Genomic DNA, 25849 nt, shown 5'->3' on the forward strand with positions numbered 1-25849 from the left:
CCGCCCCCGCGCAGCACTCCGCAGCACATCCCCGGCACCCGAGGACCACCGACCATGCACCCTGCTCCTGAGACCACGACCGGCGCGACCGCCGGCACGGCCACCACCGTGATGCCTGCGGAGTGGGATCCCCACGACCGCACCTGGATGGCCTTCCCGACTCCCAACGACACCTTCGGCCCTGCCGGCGGCGAGAGCCTCGACCGCGCGCGGCGCGCCTGGGCCGCCGTGGCCCGGACGATCGCCCGCTACGAGCCCGTCACCGTGGTGGCGGCCCCCGCCGACGCGGGCACCGCCCGTGCCGCGCTGGGGGAGGGCATCGACGTGGTGGAGGCCCCGCTCGACGACGCCTGGCTGCGCGACTCCGGGCCCACCTTCGCCCACGGCTCCACCGGGGACGTGGTCGCCGTGGACTGGGTGTTCAACGGCTGGGGCGCCCAGGACTGGGCCGCCTGGGGCCGTGACGAACAGCTGGGCCGCTTCGTCGCCGCGCAGGCGGGCGCGGACCTGCGGCCCAGCACCCTGGTCAACGAGGGGGGCGGGTTCCACGTCGACGGCGAGGGGACGGTTCTGCTCACCGAGACCGTCCAGCTGGATCCCGGGCGCAACCCCGGCGCCACCACGGGGCAGGTCGAGGCCGAGATCCACGCCCGCCTGGGCACCAGCAAGGCCATCTGGCTGCCCCGCGGGCTCACCCGGGACTACGACGAGTTCGGCACCCGCGGCCACGTGGACATCGTCGCCGCCTTCGCCGGGCCGGGCACCGTCCTGGTGCACCGCCAGGACGACCCGGCCCACCCCGACTTCGCGGTGAGCCGGCAGCTCCGCGCGGTGCTGGAGGCGGCCACCGACGCGAGGGGCCGCCGGCTGCGCGTCGTCGACGTCCCCGCCCCCACGGTGCTCGACGCCGGCGACGGGTTCGTCGACTTCTCCTACATCAACCACTACGTCGCCAACGGCGTGGTCGTGCTGTGCGCCTTCGACGACCCCCACGACGACGTCGCCGCCGGGATCCTGGCCCAGGCCTATCCCGGCCGGGCCGTCGAGCTGGTCGACGCCCGCGACATCTTCGCCTTCGGCGGCGGCATCCACTGCATCACCCAGCAGCAGCCGGCCGCCCGCCCGGCCGGCACGAGCGGGGAGGAGGGCCACCGATGAGCACGTTCGACGTCGTCGAGGCGGGCATCGGGCAGCTGCGCGCCGCCCTGGAGTCCGGCCGGACGACCAGCGAGGAGCTGGTCACCGCCTACCTCCGGCGCATCGAGGCCTTCGACCGCGGCGGGCCGGAGCTCAACGCCGTCGTCGTGGACAACCCCGCGGCGCTGGAGGAGGCCCGTGCCTCCGACGCCCGCCGGGCCCGGGGCGCGACCCTCGGTCCGCTGGACGGGATCCCGTACACCGCCAAGGACAGCTACCAGGTCCGCGGGCTCACGGTGGCGGCCGGCTCGCCCGCCTTCGAGCACCTCGTGGCCCGGCAGGACGCCTTCACGATCGAGCGGCTGCGCGCGGGAGGTGCGGTGCTGATCGGGCTGACCAACATGCCGCCGATGGCCAACGGGGGCATGCAGCGCGGCGTCTACGGCCGCGCGGAGAGCCCGTACAACGGCGAGTACCTCACCGCCGCCTTCGGCTCGGGCTCCTCCAACGGCTCCGGGACGGCCACGGCGGCCTCCTTCGCCGCGTTCGGCCTCGGGGAGGAGACCTGGTCCTCGGGCCGCGCCCCGGCCTCCAACAACGCGCTGTGCGCCTACACCCCCTCGCGCGGGGTGATCTCGGTGCGCGGCAACTGGCCGCTGGTGCCCACGATGGACGTCGTCGTCCCGCACACCCGCACCATGGCCGACCTGCTGGAGGTGCTCGACGTGGTGGTCGCCGACGACCCCGAGCCCCGCGGCGACTTCTGGCGGGTGCAGCCCTGGGTCGGGATCCCGGCGGCGTCCTCGGTGCGGCCCGCCTCCTATCCGGCGCTGGCCGTCCCGGACCCCGAGCGCGCCGCGGACGTCCTGGCCGGCGCCCGCCTGGGGGTGCCGCGGATGTACGTCAACGCCGATCCCGGAGCCGGCACCGCCGGCTCCCCGGGCATCGGCGGTCCCACCGGACGGCGGATCGAGACCCGCCCCTCCGTGATCGCGCTCTGGGAGGCCGCGCGCCGCGACCTCGAGGCCGCCGGCGCCACGGTGGTCGAGGTCGACCTCCCGGTGGTGAGCAACTACGAGGGCGACCGGCCGGGCGCGCCCACGATCGCGACCCGCGGCCTGGTGAGCCCGGAGTACCTGCACCGGGAGATCGTGGACCTCTCGGCCTGGGCGTGGCACGACTTCCTCGAGGCCAACGGGGACCCCGCCCTGCACCGGCTCGCCGACGTGGACGGATCCCTGGTCTTCCCCCACCCGGAGGGTGCGCTGCCCGACCGCTACGACGGGTTCGACGACGACATCGCCGACTACCCGGGATTCGTGCGGGAGCACGGCGTCCCGGTCCTGACCGCGATCCCCTGCTTGGCGGAGGGGCTGCGCGGGCTGGAGGAGACCCGCCGGATCGACCTGGAGCAGTGGATGGACGGGCTCGGCCTCGACGCGGTCGTGTTCCCGGCCGTCGCCGACGTCGGGCCCGCCGACGCCGACGTGGACCCGGCCTCCGCGGAGCTCGCCTGGCGCAACGGCGTGTGGGTCGCCAACGGCAACCTCGTGCCCCGGCACCTCGGCATCCCCACCGTCACCGTGCCGATGGGCACGATGGCCGACACCGGGATGCCCGTCGGTCTGACGATCGCCGGGCGGGCCTACGACGACACCGCGCTCCTGCGGCTCGGCGCAGCCTTCGAGGCCACCGGGGAGCGCCGCACCGTCCCGCCGCGCACGCCGTCGGCGGCCGGCTGACCCCGCAGCCCGCGGAAGAGGCTCACCAGATGTTCACGCGCTCCTCGGGGGCCAGCCACAGGCCGTCCCCGGGCCGGGTGCCGAAGGTGTCGTGGAACGCGAACATGTTCTGCACCACGCTGTTGCAGCGGAACTCGGCCGGGGCGTGCGGGTCGGTGGCCAGCCGGTTGACCTGCTCCTGCTCCCGGGCGGTCGAGCGCCACAGCGCCGCGTAGGCGTAGAAGAAGCGCTCCGCGCCGCTCAGCCCGTCGAGCACCGGAGCGCTGTCCTGGTCCAGGCCCCGCTCGGCCAGCGACATCCGGTAGGCCACCAGGGCGATCTCCAGCCCGCCGAGGTCCCCGATGTTCTCGCCCACCGTGAAGGCCCCGCTGACACGGTGCCGGTCCGGGTCCAGCCCGCGCGGCGTGCAGCCGTCGTACTGCGCGACGAGCGCGGCGGTGCGCCGGGCGAACTCCGCGCGGTCCTCGTCGGTCCACCAGTTCTCGAGGTGGCCCCGGGCGTCGTACTTGGCGCCCTGGTCGTCGAAGCCGTGGCCGATCTCGTGGCCGATCACGGAGCCGATCGCGCCGTAGCACACGGCGTCGTCGGCGCCGACGTCGAAGAACGGCGGCTGCAGGATCCCCGCGGGGAAGACCACCTCGTTGAGCACGGGGTGGAAGTAGGCGTTGACCCAGTGGGGGTAGAGGAACCACTCGCCACGGTCGACGGGGGTGCCCATCTTCCCGACGGTGCGGTCGTGCTCCAGCGCCAGCCCCGCCCGGACGTTGCCGAGCAGGTCCCCGGGGTCCAGCTCCAGGGAGGAGTAGTCCCGCCAGGTCTCGGGGTAGCCGACCTTGACCGAGAACGTGGACAGCTTCTCCAGGGCGCGGACCCGCGTGGCCTCCGACATCCACTCCAGCCGGGAGATCCGCTCCCGGTACGCGGCCAGGAGGTGCTCCACGAGCTGCTCCACCCGGGCCTTGTGCGCCGGCGGGAACCAGCGGGCCACGTAGTCGCGCGCCACGTCGTCGCCCAGGATCCGGGTGACCAGGAACTCGGCCCGCCGCCACCGCTCGCGGGGGCGGGTGATCCCGGACAGGGCGGTGCTGTAGAAGCGGAAGTTCTCCTCGACGAACGGCCGGGGCAGGAACGGGGCGCGCTTGGACACGATCCGCCACGACTGCCAGATCCGGATCTGCTCCTCCGACCACTCCTGCCACAGCCGGCCCAGCCGGGTCACGAAGGAGGGCTGGCGCACGATGACCCGGTCGAAGACCGCCGTGCCGCGCTCCGGGGCGGTGCCCTCCAGCCACGCCGTCCACGGGAAGCCGGGCGCCATGGCCTCCAGCCCGGGCAGGTCCACGGGGTTGTACATCTCCTCGACGTCGCGCGCGGAGACGGTGTCCCAGTGGGCGGCGGCGAGCTGCGTCTCCATGGCGAGCACGGTCGCCGCGGCGTCCCCGGCGGCCACGCCCCAGCACGCCGGCAGGCCCGCCAGCTCGAGCATCGCCGCGACGTGGTCCGTGAACGCCGTGCGCAGCCGCTCGTGCAGCGGGTCCGTGTAGTAGCTGTCGGTGGGCAGGGACAGCCCGTCCTGGCGCAGGAAGAACGAGTAGCGGGAGGAGTCCCGGGAGTCGTTCTCCACGAAGAAGGACAGCGGCCCGTCCACGCCGGTGCGGTGCAGGGCGGCCGAGGCGCGGGCGAGCCCCTCCTTCCCCCGGGCGGCGTCCAGCACCGCGAGGTCCGGGGCCAGGACGGCTCTCCCGCGGCGCTCGATCTCGTCCTCGTCGAGGAAGGAGCGGTACAGCGCGCCCATCCGCGACCCGGCCGGGGCCTCCTGCACGATCTCGTGCACCCGCTGCGTGTTCAGGTCGGTGAGGATCGCGGAGGCGCCGTCGAACGCGCGGTCGTCCGGCAGCTCGTGCGCCTCGATCCAGCCGCCGTTGACGTGGCGGTACAGGTCGTCCTGCGGGCGGACGCCGGGGTGCACGTGCTGCAGCTCGAGGCCGGAGACGGTGGTCACGGGAGCTTCCCCTGTCGTCGTGGCGGGGCGGAGGACGCGGGGCGGCGGGGCCCGCCCGGATCCAGCGTACGGACGACGGCGCCGTGGCCCGCCGTGCGCGGGCCACGGCGTCCGTGGTGCTCGTCACACCCGTCCGGCGGGTGCGGCGGAGGGTCAGCTCGCGGTCGGCTCCGGGCTCGCCGGGGCGTCCGCGCCCTCGGAGTCCGCGGTGCCCAGCCACTCGGCCTTGAGCTGGTCGAGGGTGCCGTCCTCCTCCATGGTGGCCAGCGACTCGTTCACCCGCTCCAGCAGGGCCGTGTTGCCCGTCTTCACGGCCAGCCCGAGCTGCTCGCCGGTCTCGATCTCCTCGACCAGCCGCAGCTCGGGGTTGTCCGAGATGGCGGGGCCGGTCACGGAGATGTTGCCGAGCACGGCCTTGACGTCGTCGGTGTTGAGCCCCTGGATCATCAGCGAGGAGGTCTCGTACTGGACCACGTCCGCACCGTTCTCCCGGGCGTAGTCCTCGCCGGTGGTGGCCTGCTGCGCACCCACGCGCTGGCCCTCGATGTCGGCCACGGACTCGATGCCGGAGTCCGGCGCCACGAGCAGGGCGAGGTTGTCCTCGAGGTAGGGCTCGGAGAAGTCCATCACCGACTCGCGCTCCTCGGTGATGGTCATGCCGGACGCGGCGAGGTCGCACTGGTCGGTGTCCAGCGCGGAGCCGGTCTCGATGGCCTCGAAGGGCGTGGTGATGACGTTCGTCTCCACGCCGAGGTCCTCCGCGATCCTGTTGACCAGGTCGATGTCGAAGCCCACGGTCTCGCCGTCCTCGACGTACTCGAAGGGGGCGTAGGGGATGTCCGAGCAGACGGTGAGGGTCCCGGGGCTGATCAGGCTGATCTCGCCCTCGCCGGCGGCCTCCTCGCCCCCTCCGTCGCTCGTGCACGCGCTCAGGGCCAGCGCGGAGACGGCCAGCACGGACAGGGTCGCTGCCCCGTGGAACCTGCTCTTCATGGATCTGTCCTTCCCTCGGGAGGTGGCCGGCCGCCGGTCCGTGCACGGCGTCGTGCTCCGGTGCGGCCCACCGTTGAATGAGCCTCAGTGTAGGGGCTGTCGGACTCCCGCTGTGTCGCACACCACTGGTCGGTAGCCAATTCCCTGTCCCCACTCCCGGCCACGGAGGGCGGGTCCGCGGGAGCCGTCCGGCGTCCGAAGGCCGGCACGGGTTGGGCACAATGGAGCCCATGACCCCGATCGACGAATTCCCGGCACCGGCTCCCGAGGAGAGGCGATGACGGCGGCCTCGGCGCCCGCGAGCGTGCGCGTGGACGTGTGGCTGTGGGCCGTGCGCGTGTTCAAGACCCGGTCCGCCGCCACGGCCGCGTGCCGTGCCGGCCACGTGAAGATCGACGGCACCTCGGTCAAGGCCGCCCAGCCGGTGCGGCCCGGCCAGCGGGTCGCCGTGCGACGTCCCGGGCACGAACAGGTCCTGGAGGTGGTGCAGCTGCTGACCAAGCGGGTCGGGGCCCCGGTGGCGGCGAAGGCCTACGTCGACCACAGCCCGCCGCCGCCCCCGGCGCTGCACGCGGCCGTCCCGCGGCGGGACCGGGGCACCGGCCGCCCCACCAAGAAGGACCGCCGGGAGATGGACCGTCTGCGGGGTCTCTGAGGACGCCCGGGGCGCCCCGTTCCGGGCGCACTCCCAGGAAGGCGCAGAATAATCCCCACTGCACGTGTGCCGTGGGTCACTCCGCCGTCCGGCGGTTCGACGCACGGCCGGAACCCGAGGAGTTCGACCCATGGCACTGCTGGACACATCGGTGTGGACCGGAAAGATCTACGTCAACGGGTGGCGCGACGGCCGCGGCGGCACCGAGGACGTCAAGAACCCGTCGACGGACGAGACGCTGGGGCAGATCGGCTTCGCGTCCCCCGAGGACGTGTACGAGGCGGCCGAGAAGGCCGCGGCGGCCCAGAAGGAGTGGGCGGCGCTGAAGCCCTCCGAGCGCGCCGGGGTGCTGCGCCGCGCCGGCCTGCTGTTCGAGGAGCACGCCGAGGAGGTCATGGACTGGGTGGTCCGGGAGACCGGGGCGATCCAGCCCAAGGCCGGGCTGGAGGCCTCGGTCGCGGCCGCGGAGTGCTACGAGTCCTCCGCGCTGCCGACCCACCCGCACGGGGAGGTCCTGCCCTCGGACGCGCCGCACTGGTCGCTGTCCCGCCGGGTGCCGGCCGGGGTGGTCTCGGTGATCTCGCCGTTCAACTTCCCGCTGATCCTCTCGATCCGCTCGGTGGCCCCCGCCCTGGCCCTGGGCAACGCGGTGCTCCTCAAGCCGGACCCCCGCACCTCGGTCACGGGCGGCGCGCTCATCATGCGGGTGTTCGAGGAGGCCGGGCTGCCGTCCGGCGTCCTGCAGTTGGTGCCCGGCGGCGGTGACGTCGGGGCCGCCACGGTCGAGGCCCCGCAGGTGGACGTCGTGTCCTTCACCGGGTCCACGGCGGCCGGACGGCACGTGGGCGCGGCCGCGGCGCAGCACCTCAAGCGCGCCCACCTGGAGCTGGGCGGCAACAACGTGGTCATCGTCCTGCCCGGCGCGGACGTGGACCTGGCCGCCGGGGTCGGGGCGATGGGCTCCTTCTTCCACCAGGGCCAGATCTGCATGACCACCGGGCGCCACCTGGTGCACGAGGACCTGCACGACGAGTACGTGGACAAGCTCGCCGCGAAGGCGGAGGCGCTCGTGGTCGGGGATCCGTCCGAGGGGCCCGTGCACATGGGCCCGATCATCGACGAGCGCCAGCTCAAGTCCATCGACGCGATCGTGCAGGAGACCGCCATCGCCGGCGCGCGGGTGGTCGCCGGGGGCTCCCACGACGGGCTGTTCTACCGGCCCACGGTGCTCGCCGACCTGACCCACGAGATGACGGCGTGGAAGGACGAGATCTTCGGACCGGTGGCGCCCGTGATGAAGGTCAGCAGCGCCGACGAGGCCGTGGAGTTCGCCAACGCCTCCGAGTACGGTCTCTCGGTGTCCATCATCGGGGACGTGGGGGAGGCCATGAAGATCGCCGACCGGATCCGCTCCGGCAAGATCCACATCAACGAGATGACGGTCGCCGACGAGGCCAACGCCCCCTTCGGCGGGATGGGCGCCTCCGGCACCGGCTCCCGGTTCGGCGGGCCGACCGCCAACATCGACGCGTTCACCGAGACGCAGTGGATCACGATCAGCCCGGACGTCCCGCACTACCCGTTCTGAGCACGCCCCCTCCGGAGCACCGCCCCGTCCGGCGGTGCGCCGCGGGGGCGGGAGGTCGTCGGTAGCCTGGACCGGTGACCACGACCTCCCGCCCCCGCGGCCTCAACCGGCAGATCCTGGCCCTGGCCGTCCCCGCCTTCGGGGCGCTCGTGGCCGAACCGCTGTTCCTGCTGGCGGACTCCGCGATCGTCGGCCACCTCGGCACCCCGCAGCTCGCCGGTGTGGGCGTGGCCGCAGCCGTGCTGCAGACGGTCGTGGGACTCATGGTCTTCCTCGCCTACAGCACCACCCCGGCGGTCGCCCGGCACCTCGGCGCGGGCCGGCTCCAGGAGGCCGTCGCGGTGGGCCGGGACGGGCTGTGGGTGGCCGCGGGACTCGGGCTCCTCCTGTCCGCGGGCGGCTGGGTGCTGGGCCGTCCGCTGCTGGCGCTGATGGGCGCGCGCGGCGAGGTCCTGGAGCACGCCGTCGTCTACCTGCACTGGTCCCTGCCCGGGCTGACCGCCATGCTCCTCGTGCTCGCGGCCACCGGCGTGCTGCGCGGGCTCCAGGACACCAGGACCCCGCTGCTGATCGCCGGGATCGGGGCCGCGGCCAACGCGGGGCTCAACCTCCTGCTCGTCCACGGCGCGGGCCTGGGGGTGGCCGGTGCGGCGATCGGCACGAGCGCCGTGCAGTGGGCCATGGCCCTGGCGTACCTGCGGATCATGCGCCGGCTCGCCCGCGCGCACGGCGTGGGGCCCGCGACCACGTGGCCGCGGCTGCGCTCGCACCTCACCGTGGGCTCCTGGCTCATGCTCCGCACCGTCTCCCTGCGGGTGGCCATCCTCGCGACCGTCCTGGTGGTCACCGGGCAGGGCGCCCAGAACCTCGCGGCGCACCAGCTCGTGATGACGGTGTTCAACTTCCTGGCGTTCGCCCTCGACGCCCTCGCCATCGCCGCACAGGCGCTGCTGGGCCGGGACATGGGGGCGCGGGACGTCGAGGACCCCGCGCAGCGCCGGGCGATCCGGGACCTGATGAACCGGCTGGTCCTGTGGGGTCTCGGCTTCGGCGTGGTGACGGGCCTCGTCGTGGCCCTGGTCGGCACGCGGCTGGGCTTCCTGCTCAGCCCCGACCCCGCGGTGCAGGCCCTGTTCGCGGCGGCCCTGCTGGTGGTCGCGGTCGGCCAGCCGCTGGCCGCCTACGTCTTCGTCCTGGACGGCGTGCTCATCGGGGCCGGGGACGCCCGCTACCTCGCGGTGGCCGGGGTGCTCAATCTCGCGGTCTACGCCCCGCTGCTGGTGCTCGTCGCCCTCCGGGCGGGGGACGGGACCGAGGGGTTCGTGTGGCTGTGGACCGCCTACGCCGGCGGCTACCTGGGGGCCCGCGCCCTGACCCTGGGACTGCGCGCCCGCGGCGACTCCTGGCTGCTGCGGAACGCTCGGTAACAAGCGGGGACGCACCCGGGACTTGTGGGGTGGATCACCTACGATGCAAACATGAACAGTGATCCCCGTGCAGAAAACCAGTCATCCGCCGACTCCGGGCACAACGTCGTGCTCGTCGGCATCGACGGCTCCGACCAGGCCCGTCACGCGCTCGAGCGCGCCCTCGACGAGGCCCGGGCCCAGAACCTGACGGTGCGCCTGCTGGGCGCCTACCCGGTCATCGGGGTCGGGGACCCCGGACTCGAGATGCGGTTCACCGAGGCCGTCAAGAAGGAGAACGCCGAGCACCTGGCCGAGGCCCGGCAGGCCGTGGAGCAGGCGGGGCTTCCCGTCGAGGTCGTGGAGGCCGCCGGGGACGCCGCCAAGGCCGTCGTGGAGCAGTCGGGCGAGGCCGCCCTCGTGGTGATGGGCAAGCGCGGTCGCGGCGGCGCGCTGCGCGGCCGGCTGGGCTCGGTGTCCGCGGCGGTCGCGGCGCACGCCAAGTGCCCGGTCATCATCGTCCCCGAGGCCGCGGAAACCCGGCACGCCGAAGGGCACACCGAACGGCGCGGCGGCAGCGGGAGCGACTTCGCGCTCGAGGCCGACGGGCCGGTCAAGGCGGACGAGATCGACTTCACCGGCCGGGTGGTCGTGGGCCTGGACGCCCTCGGATCGCGCAGCCCGGCGCTGGGGAAGGCCATGGAGTACGCGCAGGAGCACGGCAAGGCCCTGGCGCTGGTCTCCGTGAACGGCGCCCTGTCCGGCACGCCCGCCTGGTTCCAGGACGAGTTCAACCAGGCCCGGTACTTCCACGAGGCCGACCGGAAGCTCACCCAGATCTCCGACGAGATCGCCGAGGAGCACCCCGAGCTGACGGTGGAGCACCACATCTTCGTGGGCCGCCCGGCCCGCATCCTGATGAACGCCACGCACTCGGCGGACCTGGTCGTGGTGGGCTCCCGCGGCATCGGCGGCTTCCGGGGTCTGCTGCTCGGGTCGGTGTCCCAAGCGGTGCTGGAGAACGCCACCGGTTCGGTCATGGTCGTGCCCGCGCCCCGTTCCTGAGCACTCCTTCCCGGCACCCCACCCCCAGGCGATCCAGGGAGCAGCGGCACATGGCGGAACAGATCGTCGTCGGATACGACGGCTCCGAGAACAGCGAGCGAGCCCTCGACTGGGCGATCCGGGAGGCCGGTGCCCTCGCCGGCGAGCTCAAGGTGGTGGTCTCCATGGGGCGGCCCGTCGCCGTGGACCCGAGTCTCTACGGGCCGTTCCTGGAGGCGATCGAGGAGGAGGCCGACAAGATCGCCGGCGCCGCCGTCACCAGGGCCCGCGACGCCGGTGTCACGGCGGTCGCAGTGGTCGAGCGCGGTGACGCGGCCGGGGTGCTGGTGCACGAGTCGGAGGACGCCGCGGCCCTGGTGCTCGGCCGCCGCGGCCGCCGCGGGGTGCGCGGACGCCTCGGGTCCGTCACGGCCGCGGCGTCGGCGCACGCGAAGTGCCCCGTGATCGTCCTCCCGGACCGCTGGGACCCGCGGGCGAGGGACGACCGTGGCGGGGAGGGACCCTTCACGGGGCGCGTGGTGGTCGGCGTGGACCGGCTCGGACGGGACAACCCGGCCGTCCTGGCGGCCGGGCGGTACGCCGCGCGGCACGGTGCGGGCCTGGCGCTGATCACCGTGGTCCCGGAGACGCTGAGCATGCCGACGGGCTCCGCCGACCTGGACCGGGCCGTGCGCGAGCAGCTCACCGAGCCGGCACGGTCCCTCGTGGACCAGGTCGCGGCGTCGGTCCGGGCGGACCACCCGGACCTGGACGTCCGGACGTTCGTCCTCGGCGGTCAGGCCGCGGACCAGCTCGTCGAGGCCGGGCGGTCGGCGGACCTGGTGGTGGTCGGCAGCCGCGGCTACGGCGGGTTCCGGGGACTGCTCATGGGCTCCGTCTCGCAGGCCGTGCTCAACGAGGGCGAGGGCCCCGTGATGGTGGTCCCGAGCCGACGGAAGGACTGACCCGCCCGCCCGCTGGAGGAGTCCTCGCCCCGGGCTGCCGCGACCGAGCACCCGGGGTGCGGGCCCCTCAGGCGGGGAGCGGGCGCCGGGCGGCCACGAGGGACAGCAGGTGCCGGTGCACCGTGGTCTCCCCGGTCAGCTCGGGGTGGAACGAGATGCCGACGACGGCGCCGCTCGCCACCGCGACCACCTCGCCCCGGTGCCGGGCGAGGACCTCGACGCCCTCGCCGACGCGGGTCACGGCGGGGGCCCGGATGAAGGCCGCGCGCACGACGTCCCCGCCGCCGCCCCAGGCGAGCGTGACCTCCTCGGAGGCCGTCTGCGGGCCGAACGCGTTGCGCGCCACCGTGACGTCCAGGACCTCGAGGCACTGCTGACCGGGAGCGGGGTCCTCGATGCCGGACGCGAGCAGGATCAGCCCGGCGCACGTGCCGAGCGTGGGCAGGCCGCCGAGGACGGCGTCCCGCAGCGGCTCCCGCAGCCCGAACAGGCGCAGCAGTCGGTCCACGGTGGAGGACTCCCCGCCGGGCAGGACGATCGCGTCCAGGCCGTCGAGCTGCCCGGCCGTCTTCACGAGCACGGGCTCGGCGCCGAGCTCCTGCAGCATCGCGGCGTGCTCGGCGACCCCGCCCTGCAGGGCGAGGACGCCGACGCGGGGCGCGGAACTCACCAGCCGCGCTCCGCGAGCCGGTGCGGGGCCGGGAGATCGCCCACGTTGATGCCGACCATCGCCTCGCCGAGCCCGCGGGAGGCCTCGGCGATCTTCTCCGGGTCGTCGAAGTAGGCGGTGGCCTTCACGATGGCCTGCGCCCGGGCCGCGGGGTTGCCGGACTTGAAGATGCCGGAGCCCACGAACACGCCGTCGGCGCCGAGCTGCATCATCATGGCGGCGTCCGCGGGGGTGGCCACGCCGCCGGCGGTGAACAGCACGACCGGCAGCTTCCCGGTGCGGGCGACCTCGAGGACGATGTCGTAGGGGGCCGCGAGCTCCTTCGCCTTCACGTAGAGGGCGTCGGGGGAGATCCGGTGGAGGGCCTGCAGCTCGGCGATCTGGCCGCGGATGGTGCGGATGTGCTTGGTGGCCTCGGAGACGTCGCCGGTGCCGGCCTCGCCCTTCGAGCGGATCATGGCGGCGCCCTCGGCGAGCCGGCGCAGGGCCTCGCCCAGGTTGGTGGCCCCGCACACGAACGGGACGGTGAAGCGCTGCTTGTCGATGTGGTTGACGTAGTCGGCCGGGGAGAGGACCTCGGACTCGTCGATGTAGTCGACCTTCAGGTGCTCGAGCACCTGGGCCTCCACGAAGTGGCCGATGCGCACCTTCGCCATGACGGGGATGGAGACGGCGGCCTGGATGCCCTCGATGAGGTCGGGGTCGGACATGCGGGCCACGCCGCCCTGCGCGCGGATGTCCGCCGGCACGCGTTCGAGGGCCATGACGGCCACGGCGCCGGCGTCCTCGGCGATGCGGGCCTGCTCGGCGGTGACGACGTCCATGATGACGCCGCCCTTGAGCATGTCGGCGAGACCGCGCTTGACGAGCGGGGAGCCGGTCAGCGGGGTCGCGTCCGAGGCGGCGGTGCGGGCGGAGTTCTGGGCAGGGGTGGTCTGCAGATCGGTCATGGGGTCCATCCTGCGGCCGCAAGTGGTCCACCGACAGGTCCACCATCGATAGAATCTGTTGGACCACCGGAATTCCTGGCGGGAGAGGAGCGGACCCGTGCGGCATCCCCACGACGTCGAGCTGCCCGTGCGCGTGGACCGGGCGGATCCCGCGCCGCTGCCCGCCCAGCTCGTCCAGCAGCTGCGGGAGCTGGTGGTCTCCGGTGCCCTGCGCCCCGGGGACGCGCTGCCCTCGACGCGCGGGCTCGCCGCCCGGCTGGGGATCTCGCGCGGCTCCGTGGTCACCGCCTACGACCAGCTCCACGGCGAGGGCTACCTGCACGCGACCAACGGGGCCACAGTGGTCCACCCCGACCTGGCCCGCTCCCGCGCGGAGCCCCCCGCGGCCCGGCCCGGCCCCCGCCCGCCCGTGCCGCCGCCGCGCCTGGCCCGGGAGCGGCCCATGATCGACCTCACGCCCGGACGGCCCGACACCGGACGGCTGGCCACCCCGCAGTGGCGCGCCGCGTGGCGGGACGCCGCGGCCGCCGCCGGGACGGGAGCGCCCCCGCCCCAGGGCTGGGAACCGCTGCGCGAGCAGATCGCCGAGCACCTGCGGCTGATGCGCGGCGTGGTCCGGGACCCCGAGGACCTCTTCGTCACGGCGGGCGCCCGGGACGGCCTCCAGCTGCTGCTCGCGGTGCTCGGCGGCCACGCGGGCCGCGGCCTGCGGGTCGCCGTCGAGGACCCCGGCTACCCCTCGCTGCGCCGGGTGCCGCAGCGGCTCGGCCACGAGGTGCTGCCCGTGCCGATCGACGAGCAGGGGCTCGACCCCGCCCGGCTCCCGTCCGGCGCGTGGGCCGGCGCGTGGGCCGGTCCGGGGGAGTGGGAGATCGAGCGGCCCCCGGACGCCGTGATCGTGACCCCCAGCCACCAGTACCCCCTCGGGGCGTCGATGCCCGCCGCCCGCCGGCTCGAGCTGCTCGGCTGGGCACGCGCCCACGACGCGCTGATCGTGGAGGACGACTACGACTCCGAGCTGCGCTACGTGGGCGAGCCGCTCCCCGCCCTGTCCTCCCTCGACCACGCCCCGGGCGCGGTCCCGGAGCCCCCCGCCCCGGGTCGGCTGCTCGGCGCCGGCGGCCACGTGGCCACGCTGGGCTCCTTCACCAAGGTCCTCGCGCCCGGGCTGGGGGTCGGCTACCTGCTGGCCCCGCCCGCCCTGCGGGAGGACCTGCTGCGGCTGCGCACGGACCTGGGCAACCCCGCCTCCGCGGTGGCCCAGGACGCCATGGCCCGCTTCCTGGCCGAGGGCGGTCTGCGCCGGCACACCGCCCGGATGCGGCGGGAGTACCGGCGCCGGCGGGACCTGCTCACCGCGGCCCTCGTGGGGGTCCGCGGGGTGCGGGCCGTGCCCATGGACGGCGGGCTGCATGCCGTCCTCGAGTTCACGGGGGAGGTGCCGTTCGAGGAACAGGACGTCGTGGACCGTGCCGCCGCCGCGGGCGTGCGGGTGGCGGCACTGGGCTCGTACTGGGCGCACGGCGCGGGGGGCGGCCGCCGCGGCGTCGTCGTCGGCTTCGGCGCCACCGGTGCCGCCCCGGAGGGCGACGCCCTCCCGGACGCCCTCGCGGTCCTGGCCCGGGTGCTCTCGGCGCCCGGGCCCGGCTCCGGTCGCTAGACTGACCCGTGCCCCGCGGGCCGTTCCGCCGGGACCTCCTCGCCAGCACGTCCCCCGAAAGGCGCACCGTGATCCCCGACCCGAGCACCGGCATCCACCGCGACCTGTTCGCGCCCACGCTGCTGCGCGCGCTCGTGGCCCTGGTCTTCGGCGGCGTGACCGTGTTCTGGCAGGAGCCCACGCTGCCCGTGGTGGCCTGGGGCGTGGGGCTGTACCTCGTGCTCACGGGTGCGGCGAGCGTGCTCCTGCAGCTGCGCCTCAACGGCAACGACCACGTGGACATGGGCCCCACCCGGCAGATCCCGCAGTCCTACGGCGTGCTGTACCTCCTGGGCGGGATCTTCACGATCCTCGGCGCCGACACCCCCGCGTGGCTCGTGGTCTACGCGGCGTCCGTCATGGGCCTGGCCGGGCTCACGGAGCTGGCCCTCGGGCTGAGGTTCCGCACGACCTTCCCGCTGGGCCGCGACTGGACCATCGCCGGACTCGTCACGGTCCTCGCCGCCACGGGCCTCGTGCTCGTGGTGGACCTCGGCGCCAAGGCGCTCTTCGGAGTGGTGGGGGCCGCCGCGGTGGTCATCGGCGTCACCCACCTGCTGGCCGCCCTGACCCTCCGGCACGAGGACCGCCGGGGACGGGCCCCCTCCGGGACCGCGTAGACTGGGCCACCGCACGGCAGGCCCCGTCCTGCCGAGGACACCAGCTCACGAGGAGGACCAGTGGCACAGCGCAAGGGCTCGAGAGGCGGCTCCCGGGCCGACGTCAAGGGCCCCCTGATCCTGTCGGCGGTGCTCGCGGCCATCGCGTTCGTCGCCGTGGGGATCTTCGCCAGCGGCGGCACGGACAACGCCCTGCGCCTGGACCTGGCCTTCATCGCCGCCGGCATCGCGTTCATCGTGACGCTCGTGATCAGCGCCACCCTGATGATCGTCGAGAAGCCCAACGACCCCCACCTCGGCGAGGGCACGGGCGTCAACCGCTCCTCGGCCAAGCTCTACGCCGAGACCCGGGCCCGCCGCCAGGCGGCCGCGAGACCGGCCGGCGAGGCCGAGTTCGGCCAGCGTGTCCCGCCCGACACCGAGGGCGAGGACCTCCTCGGCCGGCGCTCCGCCGACGGCACCGCTCCGGCGGACGGGACGACCGGCGGGGCGACCGGCGGGACGACGGGCGGGACGACGGGCGACGACGGCGGTTCCGCCCCGCGCGCCTGAGCGCCCGCCCCGAGGCCACCGGTCCGGCGCGCGAGTCATTGGCAGTCGGCCCGTGCGCTCAGTAGATTGGACAGCACCTGAGCAGGGCCGACCCCGCGCCCTGCTCGACACCGGACGACGGGAACCAGCATGAGCCAGCAGTCGGAACCACCCACCGAGGGCGACGACGAGTTCGACCGCGAGGTCGAGCAGCGAATGGCCGCCAAGCAGGAGACCGGTCCTGACGACGACCCCACGGACGTGGCGCAGGAGGACTACAAGTCCGAGGTGCCCGAGCTGGAGGTGGAGGAGGACAGCCCGGTCGACTCCGGCCAGGCCGGCGCCTGAGCAGCACCTCGCGGAACGCACGACGCCCCGGGGAGGACCAAGGGTCCTCCCCGGGGCGTCGTGCGTCCGGCGGGGCCGGTGCGGCGGGGTCAGCGCCCGAAGCTCCGCAGCCGCAGGGAGTTCAGCACCACGAACACGGAGCTGAAGGCCATGGCGGCCCCCGCGATCACCGGGTTGAGCAGGCCGGCGGCCGCCACGGGGATGGCCACCGTGTTGTAGGCGAAGGCCCAGAACAGGTTCGACTTGATGATCGACAGGGTCCGGCGGGACAGGGCGATGGCCGTGGGCACCGAGCCGACGTCGCTGCGCACCACCGTGATGTCCGCGGCCTCGATCGCCGCGTCCGTGCCGGCGCCCATCGCGATCCCGAGGTCGGCCTGTGCCAGGGCCGCGGCGTCGTTGACGCCGTCGCCCACCATGGCGACCACGCGGCCGTCGTCCTGCAGGTCGCGGACCACCGCGACCTTGCCCTCCGGGCTGACGTCCGCGACGACGTCCTCGGCGGCGATGCCGGCCTCCGCGGCGACGGCCCGTGCCACGGGCTCGTTGTCGCCGGTCAGCAGCAGGGGTCGCAGCCCCAGCTCCTTGAGCCGCTGGATCGCCTCGCGGGCGCCGCCCTTGACGGTGTCGCGCAGGTCGACGAAACCGGCCAGGGCGCCGTCGACGGCCACGAGGATCGTGGTGAACCCGCCCTCCTGGGCCCGGCGCAGGGCGTCGAGCTGGTCCCCGTCCAGGCGCACGCCGTTCTCGGCCAGCCAGGTGGTGCGCCCGACCACCACCGAGCGGGAGTGCATCCCGTCCGCCACGTGGGCGCGCACGCCGCCGCCGGGGGCCGAGACGAACCCGGAGACCGGGAACCGGTGCGGGGTGGCCGCGGCCACGGCCCGCGCGATGGGGTGCTCGGAGTGCTGCTCCACGGTGGCCGCGAGGTCCAGCACCTGGTCCCGGGAGTACCCGGACACGGGCGTCACGGCCGCGACGGACAGCTGACCGCTCGTGACGGTGCCCGTCTTGTCGAGCACCACGGTGTCCACGGTGCGGGTGTCCTCGAGCACCTCGGCGCCCTTGATCAGGATGCCCAGCTGCGCGCCCCGGCCCGTGCCGGTGAGCAGGGCCGTGGGCGTGGCCAGGCCGAGGGCGCAGGGGCAGGCGATCACGAGCACGGAGACCGCGGCCACGAAGGCCGCGTTGACGTCCCCGGTCAGCAGGAGCCAGCCGGTCAGGGTGGCCAGGGCGAGCACCAGGACGATCGGGACGAAGACCCCCGAGATCCGGTCGGCCAGCCGCGCCACGGGGGCCTTGCTCGACTGCGCGCGGGACACCATCCGGCCCATCTGGGCCAGGGTGGTGTCGGCGCCCACGCGGGTCGCCTCGACCAGCAGGCGGCCGTTGGCGTTGATCGTGGCGCCGGTGACGGTGTCGCCGACCTCCACCTCCACCGGCAGGGACTCACCTGTGAGCAGGGAGGTGTCCACGGCCGAGCGGCCGTCCACGACCACGCCGTCGGCGGCGATCTTCTCGCCGGGGCGCACGACGATCAGGTCCCCCGGGCGCAGCTGCTCCGCGGGCAGGTTCGTCTCGACGCCGTCCCGCAGGACCACCGCGTCCTTCGCGCCCAGCTCCAGCAGCGCGCGCAGCGCCTCGCCGGAGCGCGCCTTCGCCCGGGCCTCCAGGTAGCGGCCCAGCAGCAGGAACGCGGTGACGAGCGCCCCGGTCTCGAAGTAGAGCTGGTGCCCGCTCATGTCCATCGCGTGGCCGAGCATCGCGCCGGCCGTCATGCCGGGCTCGCGCAGCAGGTTCCACAGCGAGAACAGGTACGCGGCGGACACGCCCAGGGACACGAGGGTGTCCATGGTGGAGGTCAGGTGGCGGGCGTTGATCGCCGCCGAGCGGTGGAACGGCCACGCCGCCCACGTCACGACCGGCAGGCTCAGGACCGCGACCACCCAGCCCCAGTGCGGGAACTGGAAGCCGGGCAGCATCGAGATCACGAACACCGGGACGGAGAGCACAGCCGCCACGAGGAGGCGCCGGCGCAGGGACCCGGGCGAGCGCAGCGACGACGCCTCGCGACCGGCGACCTTCGTCATGGCGTCGGAGCTGTCCGGGTCCGTGGCGTCGTCGTCCCCGGCTGCGTTCTTGAGGGCGGCGCCGTACCCGGCCTTCTCGACGGTCTCGACGACCTGCTCGTCGCTCACGCCCTCGGGCACGTGCACGGTGGCGGTCTCGAGGGCGAGGTTGACGGACGCGTCGACGCCGTCGAGCTTGCCCAGCTTCTTCTCCACCCGGCTGACGCACGAGGAGCACGTCATGCCCGTGATCTCGAGCTCGAGGGTGCGCAGCGGCCCGGCGACCTCGGTGGGGACGGGCGTGCGGGTCTCAGGCAACGGTGTACCCCGCTTCCTCGACGGCCTCCTTGATCTCGTCCTCCGGCAGCTCGCGGGAGGAGGTCAGGACGACGGGGGAGACCCCGCCGGCCATGAGGTCGACGTCGACGGACTCGACGCCCTCCAGCTCGGTGAGCTCCTCGGTGACGGACATGACGCAGTGGCCGCAGGTCATTCCGGAAACATTGACGGTGGTCTGCACGGTGGTCTCCTCTGGGTTTCAGCGGGTTCGTTCGGGGGAGGGGTCGTCCGGCGGGAGCGGGTCAGCTCTTCAGCAGGCGCGCGATGGCCGCGGAGGCCTCCTGGAGCTTGTCGTCGATGTGGGCGACGTCCCCGGACTCCTGGGCGGCCTCGACGGCGTCCACCACGCAGTGGTTCAGGTGCTCGTCCAGCAGGCCCAGGCTGACGGCCTTGAGGGCGGACTGGATCGCGGAGACCTGGGTGAGGATGTCGATGCAGTACTTGTCCTCCTCGACCATCCGGTGGATGCCGCGGACCTGTCCCTCGATGCGGCGCAGCCGCTTGAGCCAGGCATCCTTGTCGTGGCTGTACCCGTGCGGCGGCAGGGTCTGCGTCATGGGTCCTCCTCGGTCGTCCCGCCCCCACTGTATACCCCTTAGGGGTATCACTCCACCCCGGTGCCGGGCAGCCCCCGCAGATGTGCGAATCTTGAGGCATGGCTTCACTGATCGAGGACTACGCGCTGCTCTCGAACATGCGCACAGGTCCGCTCGTCTCCCGCACCGGGTCCATCGACTGGCTGTGCGCGCCCCGGTTCGACTCCCCCTCGGTCTTCGGCGCCCTGCTCGGGGAGGCCGACCACGGACGGTGGCTGCTGGCCCCCGCGAGCACGGTCGCGGAGGGGGGCGACGGCGAGGTCCTCGATGAGGAGGAGGGCGGCGCCCAGGTCGCCGAGCGGTTCTACGTGGAGAACACGTTCGTGCTGCAGACCGTGTGGGTCACGGACTCCGGCTCCGTGCGGGTGACCGACTTCCTCCCGCTGACCTCCCGCACGGACGTGGTCCGCCGCGTCGAGGGACTCACGGGCGAGGTCGAGATGTACCACGAGCTGCGGGTGCGCTTCGGCTACGGCGCCGTGGTCCCCTGGATCAGCCGCTTCGAGGGGGAGGAGGACCCGGAGAGCGGCGATGCCGCCCCGCCCATGCTCGTGGCCATGGCCGGCCCGGACGCCCTCGTGCTGCGCGGAGAGCCCCTGCCCGAGTCCACGGACGACGACGACGAGCGCCGCCACCGCGGCACCTTCACCGTCTCCGCCGGCCAGGCACGGGATTTCGTCCTCACCCACTTCCCGTCCCACCGCACGCCCCCGTCGCCCATCGACGTCAACGAGCAGCTCACCCGCACCGTGGAGCTGTGGCAGGACTGGTCGGGGCTGTATTCCCCGCCGGCCGCCGAGGAGGACGAGCCGGTGCACATCGTCCCGGTCCGCGGTCATGCCGTGGCCCGGCGCTCGGACGTGGTCCGGCGCTCGCTGCTCGTGGTGCGCGCGCTGATGCACCAGGAGACGGGCGGGCTGGTGGCCGCCCCCACCACGTCCCTGCCGGACGTGGTCGGCGGGGAGCGCAACTGGGACCACCGCTTCGCCTGGCTGCGGGACGCCGCGATGGCCCTCGAGGTCATGCTCGACCACGACCACGACCGCGAGGCCGCGCAGCTGCGCAACTGGCTGCTGCGCGCCGTGGCGGGCGACCCGCACGACCTGCAGAACATCTACGGGGTCGCCGGGGAGCGCCGCGGGCGCGAGCACCAGCTCGACCTGCCCGGCTACGAGCGCTCCCGGCCGGTCCGCGAGGGCAACGGCGCCGCCGGCCAGCACCAGTCCGACGCCGTGGGCCACGTCATGGTGGTCTTCGAGAAGCTCCGCCGCCGCGGCGCCGTGGAGGACCACCTCTCCTGGCCCCTGCAGCAGGCGATGCTGCGCTCGGTCGTGGAGAACTACGAGGTCACGGACCAGGGCCTCTGGGAGATGCGCGGCGAACGGCAGTACTACACGCACTCGCGCGTGCTGATGTGGGCGGCCCTCCAGTGCGGCGTGGACGCCGTGCGCGTGCACGGCCTGCCCGGCGACGCGCAGCTGTGGGAGCAGCTGCGGGACGCGCTCGCCGAGGAGATCTGGACGAGCGGCTACGACCCCGAGGTCGGTTCCTTCGTCCAGTACTACGGGGCGAAGACCGTGGACGCGTCCCTGCTCCAGCTGCCGCAGGTGGGGTTCGTGGCCTACGAGGACGAGCGGATGCTCGGGACCGTGCGGCGGATCGAGGAGGAGCTGCGCCACCCCAGTGGACTGATCCACCGCTACCGCAACGTCCTGGGCCCGGTGGACCCCGACGACCCCGACGCGTACGCCGGGGTCATCGGGGTGGACGGCTTCCCCGGCCAGGACAACCCGCACCTCGGTGCGTCCCTGTGGCTGGCCGCCCAGTACGCGCGGTCGGGCCGCACGGACAGCGCCCGGAAGCTCGTGGACCTCGTGCTGTCCCGCGCCAACGACCTCGGGCTGCTCTCCACCGAGTGGTCGCCCGAGCACCGGCGGTTGACCGGCAACTTCCCCCAGACCTTCACCCACCTCGCCCTCGTCCAGGCCCTGGACGCGCTCGACGCCGCCCAGGGACGCCGGGCGCCGGCCGAGACGCACGTGACCGCGACCGGACCGGGACGGGGCGCGGACGGGTCCTCCGCCGTCGCCGCGGGCAGCGCCTCGTGAGCCACGCGGCTCCCGTGGACTGGCGGTCCTCGCCGGCGGTCCGGATCGGCCTGTCGGTGGCCGCGGCCACCGGGCTGTACGGGATCTCCTTCGGGGCCCTGTCCGTGGCGGCGGGACTCACCTTCTGGCAGACCGTCGCCCTGTCCGCGCTCATGTTCACGGGGGGCTCCCAGTTCGCCTTCATCGGGGTGGTCTCCGGAGGGGGCGCCGGGGCCTCGGCGCTGGGCGCCGCCACGCTGCTCGGGATCCGCAACGCCGTCTACGGGATGAGCATGAACGCCCTCGTCCGCCCGCGCGGCTGGCGCAGGCTCCTCGCCGCGCACGTGACCATCGACGAGTCCAACGCGGCCGCCTCCTCCCAGGTCCACCCCGTGGAGGAGCGACGGGGGTTCTGGACCGCGGGCCTGGGCGTGTTCGTGCTCTGGAACCTGTTCACCGTGCTGGGCGCCCTGCTCGGCAACGCCCTGGGTGATCCCGCCCGGTGGGGCCTGGACGGCGCCGCCGTGGCCGCGTTCCTCGGCCTGCTGTGGCCGCGGCTGAGCGCCCGGGAGCCCGTGGCGGTCGCGGTGGTCTGCGGTCTCGTCACGGCCCTGACCATCCCCGTGCTGCCGGCGGGGCTGCCGATCCTCGTGGCCGCCGTGGTCGCGGCGTTCCTGGGCCGCTCCCGCGGCGCCGGACCGGCCGGGGCCGCAGCAGGCCCCGGCGCGCAGGAGGCGGGGGCATGAGCATGTGGTTCTGGGTGCTCGGGGCGTGCGCGCTCGCCTACGCCCTGAAGCTCGTCGGCTACCTCGTGCCGGACCGGGTGCTGGACGACCCCCGCGTCGGGCGCATGGCGGGCACCGTGACCGTGGGCCTGCTCGCCGCGCTCGTGGTCATGAACGCGTTCGGGGCCGGCCAGGCCCTGGTCCTCGACGCCCGGCTCGGCGCGCTGCTCGTGGCAGGGGTCGCCCTGGTGCTGCGAGCCCCGTTCCTCGTGGTCGTCGTGCTGGGAGCGGTCGCGGCCGCCGTGCTCCGGCTGCTCGGCGCGCCCTGACCGTGGCTCAGCCGCGACGCGTGGCGTCCGGCGCCTCGACCTCCTGCCAGAATGCGTCGACCAGGCCGTTCCACTGCTCCGGGGCCTCCTGGAAGGGCTGGTGGGACTCCTCCGCCAGGACCTGGAACCGGGCGCCGGGGATCAGGTCCGCGACGGTGCGGCCCAGCTCCGGGCGGGCGGTGATGTCCCGGCCCCCGGCCAGGACGTACGTCGGGGTCGCGATCCGGGGCAGGCGGTCGGTGGTGTCGTGGCCGAGGAACGCGTCGAGGTGGCGCTGCACGTTCTCCGTCGGCTGCTTGTGCGGAAAGGCGAGGACCTCGTCGATGAACCGGCCCACCGTGCCGTCGTTGTGCGCCCGCGGCGTGTAGATGAACATGGAGAACCACTCCAGGAACTCGCGCTCGCCCGGGGCGGCCTCGACCAGCCAGCGGACGAAGAGCCCCCACGACCGGAGGTACGGGTCCATCGCCGGCCACGTGCTCTGCAGCACGAGGCTGCGGACGAGCTCCGGGTGGCGCAGGGTCAGCTCCTGCGCGATGACGCTGCCTCCGGAGAAGCCGGCCACGTGGGCGGCGGGGACGCCGAGCGCCCGGAGTACCCCGGCGGCGTCGTCGGCCAGCTGCTCCACCGTCAGCTCCTCCTCCGTGATGGCGGTGCGGCCCGCGCCCCGGTTGTCGAACGCCGTGATCCGGTAGCGGTCGGCGAGTCCGTCCAGCTGGAACTGCCAGGACTCGACCGTGTCCCCGAGTCCGCCGATCAGGAGGACGTCAGGGCCGCTGCCCACCTGTTCCGTCCAGATGTCGAGGCCTTCTGCGTGCACGTGCTGTCCCACGGGTCCGCCCTCCTCGTCCCGGGTGTCGTCATGCGGCGGTCGGCAGGATGTTGTGGTTGAGGCGGAACAGGTTGCCGGGGTCGTAGCGGTTCTTCAGCTCGACGAGACGCCGGTGCGTCCGCTCCCCGTAGGCCTGCCGTGCCGCCTCGGACGTGACCGGGCCGTGCTCGGCGCCCAGGAAGTTCACATAGAGGCCCGTGTCGGCGAACGGTTCCATGGCGGCGTGGGCCTTCCGGGCGAACGCCGTGAGGCGGACGTCCTCGGCGGCGTCCTGCCAGTAGCCGTAGACGTTGAGCCAGTACCGCGCGGACCGGTTCGGGAAGGCGGTGGCCCCGGCGGGCACCCGCCCGAAGAACCCCTCCAGGTGGTGGACGTCGATACCCGTGCCGAACCAGGTGATCTCCGAGGCCACGCCCAGCAGGGTGTCGACCACCTCGTCGTCCAAGCGGGAGAACGAGGCGTTCTTCCAGTAGCCGCGCGAGCCCTTCGGGAAGACCTCGTCCATGGCCGACTGCCACTCGGTCCACTGCACGGGGCCCACCTCCTCCTCGTCCGGTGGGGCGTCGGCCCGCAGCCGCTCGACCAGGCGCAGGCCCTCGTCGTGGTCGGGCGACATCCAGGCGAAGCCGATGATCAGCACGGGCTCCTCGCCCACGCCGAAGCCGGCCGGCAGCCGGAGGATCGAGACGATGCCGTTCATCTCGTCCGGCAGGTCCGCCGTCCAGCGGGCGAACGCCTGCAGGGCCGCGCGCCACTTCTCGCGCCGGTAGATCAGGTTCCCGCCCAGCACGGACGGGGGCAGCTCCCGGGCCAGGAACGTGAAGGAGGACACGACGCCGAAGTTCCCCCCGCCGCCGCGGATGCCCCAGAACAGGTCCGGGTTGTGCTCGGCGTTGGCGTGCAGGTGCTCCCGGGTCCCGGTGACCACCTCGGCGTCCACGAGGTTGTCGAGGCTCAGGCCGTTGCTGCGCGTCAGCCAGCCGACGCCCCCGCCCAGGGTGAGTCCCGCGACCCCGGTGGCGCTCACCACGCCGAGGGGCACCGCCAGCCCGTGCGGGGTGGTGGCCCGGTCGACGTCGGCGAGGGTCGCGCCCGGCTCGACGGTCACGCGACGGGTCCGCGGGTCCACCTCGACCCGCCGCAGCGCGCCGAGGTCCAGGACGATGCCGCCCTCCACGGTGCCGTGGCCGGCTATGTTGTGCCCGCCGCCGCGGACGGCCAGCGGCAGCTCCGTGTGCTGGGCGGCGGCCAGCACCGGGTCGATGTCGGACACGGATCCGGCCTGCACGATCGCACGGGGCCGCGCGTCGACCATGCCGTTCCAGACCCGTCTCGCCTCGTCGTAGAGGGGGTCGTCGGGCTCGACCAGCGTTCCGGTCAGATGGGTCCGGAGCTTCTCGAGCTCTCGGGTGATCTCGTGCTCGTGCTCCCCGCGGTCCACGGCATTCATGGGACTGGCTTCCTGTGGTCGGGGGCCACGCGCCCCCGGGCTGGTGCTGGTGCTCGACGGCGGTGCGCAGACCGTCGTCGGCGATGCCGGAAGGGTCGCGAGCGAACGCGGAGCGGTCCGGGCGCTCGGCCCCGCCGGGGCTTCTGTTCCGGTGCGGGGGATGCGGAACGGCGCGGGATGGTGCTCCCACCAGGGTAGAAGTGTCTCCGACGCGGCACAACGGCCCGGACGCAATGGTCCGGACACATTGGTCCGGACACAATGGTCCGGACACCGTTCAGCGGGGCAGGGACCGGGCGGGCGGGGCTCTCGCCGGGCGGAGGGACCGGCCCGGTGCTTCAGCCCAGCGGCAGCACCGGCGGGATGATCCCGTCCTCGACGGCGCGCTTGTACAGCTCGAGCTTGGTGCGGGCCGGCCGTTCCACCAGAGCGTACTTGCGGCGGATCCGCTTGAGGTGCTCCTCCACCGTGGACTCCGCGATCTGCAGCAGCCCGGCCACCTCCTGCTCCTGGAGGCCGTCCACGTAGAGCGCGAGCACCTCGCGCTCCCGGGCGGAGAGCTTCGCCGGCGCCCTGCTGGGCAGCTCGGCCAGGGCCGACTGGAGCATGTCGCTCACGAAGTGGCCCAGCTGCCGGGAGAGGCGCATGGTACGGAAGACGGTCCTGATGGGCTCGCACTTGCCCACGGCTCCGGACGCCCCGCAGGCGAACGCGGAGCGGACCCGGGCGAGGTCGTCCGGCAGCGCCAGCACCACCACGGTGTGCTCCTGCGCGGTGAGGTCCGTGACGTTCTGCACGAGGCTGCGACCGTCCAGGGTGTTCAGGCTCAGCAGGACCACCATCTCCTCGGCCGGGTTCTGGGCGAGGAAGTCCGGGACGTTCCCGGCCACCGCGCTGACCCGCACACCGTGCTCGGGGTGGGCGACGGACTCGCGCTGCATCGCGATGCGCGTCATGGGCTGGGGGCTGACGACGGCTGCATTCAACATGGTGGGACTCCTCGACGTCTCCCGCGATGAGGTGGGCGGGAACTCCGGGGCCGGGGGATCGCCGGCCCGGTCCGACGGCGGGA

Annotated in this window: 24 protein-coding genes; 14 read left to right on the top strand and 10 right to left on the bottom strand. The window is 73.9% G+C overall.

The window, feature by feature from the left end:
* Positions 1-54 precede the first annotated feature (54 nt).
* Positions 55-1158 (top strand): agmatine deiminase family protein, encoded by a 1104-nt coding sequence (locus ACH9D2_RS03290; RefSeq protein WP_396361325.1) that lies wholly within the window; start codon positions 55-57, stop codon positions 1156-1158.
* Positions 1155-2879, top strand: a complete 1725-nt coding sequence (locus tag ACH9D2_RS03295) for an amidase (RefSeq protein WP_396361326.1) — start codon at positions 1155-1157, stop codon at positions 2877-2879. The genes ACH9D2_RS03290 and ACH9D2_RS03295 overlap by 4 nt, the downstream gene beginning before the upstream one ends.
* A gap of 22 nt (positions 2880-2901) precedes the next feature.
* Here the strand turns inward: ACH9D2_RS03295 and ACH9D2_RS03300 are convergent, their stop codons facing one another.
* Both ACH9D2_RS03300 and ACH9D2_RS03305 read right to left on the bottom strand, forming a co-directional pair.
* Positions 2902-4881 (bottom strand): M13-type metalloendopeptidase, encoded by a 1980-nt coding sequence (locus ACH9D2_RS03300; RefSeq protein ID WP_396361327.1) that lies wholly within the window; start codon positions 4879-4881, stop codon positions 2902-2904.
* 153 nt (positions 4882-5034) lie between these two features.
* The gene (locus ACH9D2_RS03305) at positions 5035-5874 is read right to left on the bottom strand and encodes an ABC transporter substrate-binding protein (protein ID WP_396361328.1); all 840 of its coding nucleotides are present in this window, start codon (positions 5872-5874) and stop codon (positions 5035-5037) included.
* Positions 5875-6151: 277 nt separating this feature from the next.
* Between ACH9D2_RS03305 and ACH9D2_RS03310 the strand changes: the two genes are divergently transcribed.
* The 5 genes from ACH9D2_RS03310 (at position 6152) to ACH9D2_RS03330 (ending at position 11532) form a co-directional block, all read left to right on the top strand.
* A complete protein-coding gene (locus ACH9D2_RS03310; RefSeq protein ID WP_396361329.1) occupies positions 6152-6529 on the top strand; it encodes an RNA-binding S4 domain-containing protein in 378 nt (125 codons plus the stop codon).
* Between the two features lie 130 nt (positions 6530-6659).
* A complete protein-coding gene (locus ACH9D2_RS03315) occupies positions 6660-8117 on the top strand; it encodes a benzaldehyde dehydrogenase (protein WP_396361330.1) in 1458 nt (485 codons plus the stop codon).
* 74 nt (positions 8118-8191) lie between these two features.
* A complete protein-coding gene (locus tag ACH9D2_RS03320; RefSeq protein WP_396361331.1) occupies positions 8192-9544 on the top strand; it encodes an MATE family efflux transporter in 1353 nt (450 codons plus the stop codon).
* Between the two features lie 51 nt (positions 9545-9595).
* Entirely contained in the window at positions 9596-10588 is a 993-nt protein-coding gene (locus ACH9D2_RS03325; protein WP_396361332.1) for a universal stress protein, read from the top strand.
* A 50-nt stretch (positions 10589-10638) separates the two neighbouring features.
* Positions 10639-11532 carry a universal stress protein gene (locus ACH9D2_RS03330; protein ID WP_396361333.1) on the top strand — a complete coding sequence of 298 codons (894 nt, stop codon included), beginning with the start codon at positions 10639-10641 and terminating at the stop codon, positions 11530-11532.
* Between the two features lie 67 nt (positions 11533-11599).
* On the opposite strand, the gene pdxT is transcribed toward ACH9D2_RS03330, so the two are convergent.
* Together pdxT and pdxS are read right to left on the bottom strand one after the other, a co-directional pair.
* Positions 11600-12202: a pyridoxal 5'-phosphate synthase glutaminase subunit PdxT gene (pdxT, locus tag ACH9D2_RS03335; protein WP_396361334.1), complete on the bottom strand. Its 603-nt coding sequence runs from the start codon at positions 12200-12202 to the stop codon at positions 11600-11602.
* Positions 12199-13152, bottom strand: a complete 954-nt coding sequence (gene pdxS, locus ACH9D2_RS03340; RefSeq protein ID WP_396361335.1) for a pyridoxal 5'-phosphate synthase lyase subunit PdxS — start codon at positions 13150-13152, stop codon at positions 12199-12201. The genes pdxT and pdxS overlap by 4 nt, the downstream gene beginning before the upstream one ends.
* Positions 13153-13249: 97 nt before the next feature.
* Here pdxS and pdxR point away from each other — a divergent pair, with 97 nt between their 5' ends.
* The 4 genes from pdxR (at position 13250) to ACH9D2_RS03360 (ending at position 16350) form a co-directional block, all read left to right on the top strand.
* Positions 13250-14812 carry a MocR-like pyridoxine biosynthesis transcription factor PdxR gene (gene pdxR, locus ACH9D2_RS03345; RefSeq protein ID WP_396361336.1) on the top strand — a complete coding sequence of 521 codons (1563 nt, stop codon included), beginning with the start codon at positions 13250-13252 and terminating at the stop codon, positions 14810-14812.
* Between the two features lie 68 nt (positions 14813-14880).
* Complete coding sequence (locus tag ACH9D2_RS03350; RefSeq protein ID WP_396361337.1) at positions 14881-15471, top strand: DUF308 domain-containing protein; 591 nt, start codon at positions 14881-14883, stop codon at positions 15469-15471.
* A gap of 60 nt (positions 15472-15531) precedes the next feature.
* Positions 15532-16023 (top strand): hypothetical protein, encoded by a 492-nt coding sequence (locus ACH9D2_RS03355; RefSeq protein WP_396361338.1) that lies wholly within the window; start codon positions 15532-15534, stop codon positions 16021-16023.
* 129 nt (positions 16024-16152) lie between these two features.
* On the top strand, positions 16153-16350 hold the full coding sequence (locus ACH9D2_RS03360) for a hypothetical protein (protein WP_396361339.1): 198 nt from the start codon (positions 16153-16155) through the stop codon (positions 16348-16350).
* A gap of 89 nt (positions 16351-16439) precedes the next feature.
* On the opposite strand, the gene ACH9D2_RS03365 is transcribed toward ACH9D2_RS03360, so the two are convergent.
* The 3 genes from ACH9D2_RS03365 to ACH9D2_RS03375 form a co-directional block, all read right to left on the bottom strand.
* Complete coding sequence (locus tag ACH9D2_RS03365; protein WP_396361419.1) at positions 16440-18662, bottom strand: heavy metal translocating P-type ATPase; 2223 nt, start codon at positions 18660-18662, stop codon at positions 16440-16442.
* Between the two features lie 67 nt (positions 18663-18729).
* Entirely contained in the window at positions 18730-18939 is a 210-nt protein-coding gene (locus ACH9D2_RS03370; protein WP_396361340.1) for a cation transporter, read from the bottom strand.
* Positions 18940-19000: 61 nt separating this feature from the next.
* Positions 19001-19315, bottom strand: a complete 315-nt coding sequence (locus ACH9D2_RS03375) for a metal-sensitive transcriptional regulator (protein WP_396361341.1) — start codon at positions 19313-19315, stop codon at positions 19001-19003.
* 98 nt (positions 19316-19413) lie between these two features.
* Here ACH9D2_RS03375 and ACH9D2_RS03380 point away from each other — a divergent pair, with 98 nt between their 5' ends.
* The 3 genes from ACH9D2_RS03380 to ACH9D2_RS03390 are packed head-to-tail and all read left to right on the top strand — an operon-like array spanning position 19414 to position 22495.
* Positions 19414-21462 (top strand): glycoside hydrolase family 15 protein, encoded by a 2049-nt coding sequence (locus ACH9D2_RS03380; RefSeq protein WP_396361342.1) that lies wholly within the window; start codon positions 19414-19416, stop codon positions 21460-21462.
* Entirely contained in the window at positions 21459-22187 is a 729-nt protein-coding gene (locus ACH9D2_RS03385; protein ID WP_396361343.1) for an AzlC family ABC transporter permease, read from the top strand. The genes ACH9D2_RS03380 and ACH9D2_RS03385 overlap by 4 nt, the downstream gene beginning before the upstream one ends.
* Positions 22184-22495, top strand: coding sequence for an AzlD domain-containing protein (locus ACH9D2_RS03390; RefSeq protein ID WP_396361344.1), 312 nt, complete (start codon positions 22184-22186; stop codon positions 22493-22495). Before ACH9D2_RS03385 ends, ACH9D2_RS03390 begins: the two co-directional genes overlap by 4 nt.
* A gap of 7 nt (positions 22496-22502) precedes the next feature.
* Here the strand turns inward: ACH9D2_RS03390 and ACH9D2_RS03395 are convergent, their stop codons facing one another.
* The 3 genes from ACH9D2_RS03395 to ACH9D2_RS03405 form a co-directional block, all read right to left on the bottom strand.
* Positions 22503-23327: an alpha/beta fold hydrolase gene (locus ACH9D2_RS03395; protein ID WP_396361345.1), complete on the bottom strand. Its 825-nt coding sequence runs from the start codon at positions 23325-23327 to the stop codon at positions 22503-22505.
* Positions 23328-23355: 28 nt separating this feature from the next.
* Positions 23356-24777: an FAD-binding oxidoreductase gene (locus ACH9D2_RS03400; protein WP_396361346.1), complete on the bottom strand. Its 1422-nt coding sequence runs from the start codon at positions 24775-24777 to the stop codon at positions 23356-23358.
* 338 nt (positions 24778-25115) lie between these two features.
* Positions 25116-25766, bottom strand: a complete 651-nt coding sequence (locus ACH9D2_RS03405; RefSeq protein ID WP_396361347.1) for a helix-turn-helix transcriptional regulator — start codon at positions 25764-25766, stop codon at positions 25116-25118.
* Between the last annotated feature and the right edge of the window lie 83 nt (positions 25767-25849).

The sequence above is a fragment of the Kocuria rhizosphaericola genome, from assembly GCF_044462205.1.
Classification (GTDB): Bacteria; Actinomycetota; Actinomycetes; order Actinomycetales; family Micrococcaceae; genus Kocuria; species Kocuria rhizosphaericola.

What these genes read in the sequence shown, in the direction of transcription:
- ACH9D2_RS03375 (WP_396361341.1), bottom strand. Translation starts at nt 19,315, where the DNA reads ATGACGCAGACCCTGCCGCCGCACGGGTACAGCCACGACAAGGATGCC.
- ACH9D2_RS03390 (WP_396361344.1), top strand. Translation starts at nt 22,184, where the DNA reads ATGAGCATGTGGTTCTGGGTGCTCGGGGCGTGCGCGCTCGCCTACGCC.
- ACH9D2_RS03330 (WP_396361333.1), top strand. Translation starts at nt 10,639, where the DNA reads ATGGCGGAACAGATCGTCGTCGGATACGACGGCTCCGAGAACAGCGAG.
- ACH9D2_RS03405 (WP_396361347.1), bottom strand. Translation starts at nt 25,766, where the DNA reads ATGTTGAATGCAGCCGTCGTCAGCCCCCAGCCCATGACGCGCATCGCG.
- ACH9D2_RS03360 (WP_396361339.1), top strand. Translation starts at nt 16,153, where the DNA reads ATGAGCCAGCAGTCGGAACCACCCACCGAGGGCGACGACGAGTTCGAC.
- ACH9D2_RS03400 (WP_396361346.1), bottom strand. Translation starts at nt 24,777, where the DNA reads ATGAATGCCGTGGACCGCGGGGAGCACGAGCACGAGATCACCCGAGAG.
- pdxS (WP_396361335.1), bottom strand. Translation starts at nt 13,152, where the DNA reads ATGACCGATCTGCAGACCACCCCTGCCCAGAACTCCGCCCGCACCGCC.
- ACH9D2_RS03325 (WP_396361332.1), top strand. Translation starts at nt 9,596, where the DNA reads ATGAACAGTGATCCCCGTGCAGAAAACCAGTCATCCGCCGACTCCGGG.
- ACH9D2_RS03290 (WP_396361325.1), top strand. Translation starts at nt 55, where the DNA reads ATGCACCCTGCTCCTGAGACCACGACCGGCGCGACCGCCGGCACGGCC.
- ACH9D2_RS03380 (WP_396361342.1), top strand. Translation starts at nt 19,414, where the DNA reads ATGGCTTCACTGATCGAGGACTACGCGCTGCTCTCGAACATGCGCACA.
- ACH9D2_RS03315 (WP_396361330.1), top strand. Translation starts at nt 6,660, where the DNA reads ATGGCACTGCTGGACACATCGGTGTGGACCGGAAAGATCTACGTCAAC.
- ACH9D2_RS03305 (WP_396361328.1), bottom strand. Translation starts at nt 5,874, where the DNA reads ATGAAGAGCAGGTTCCACGGGGCAGCGACCCTGTCCGTGCTGGCCGTC.
- ACH9D2_RS03310 (WP_396361329.1), top strand. Translation starts at nt 6,152, where the DNA reads ATGACGGCGGCCTCGGCGCCCGCGAGCGTGCGCGTGGACGTGTGGCTG.
- ACH9D2_RS03295 (WP_396361326.1), top strand. Translation starts at nt 1,155, where the DNA reads ATGAGCACGTTCGACGTCGTCGAGGCGGGCATCGGGCAGCTGCGCGCC.
- ACH9D2_RS03365 (WP_396361419.1), bottom strand. Translation starts at nt 18,662, where the DNA reads ATGACGTGCTCCTCGTGCGTCAGCCGGGTGGAGAAGAAGCTGGGCAAG.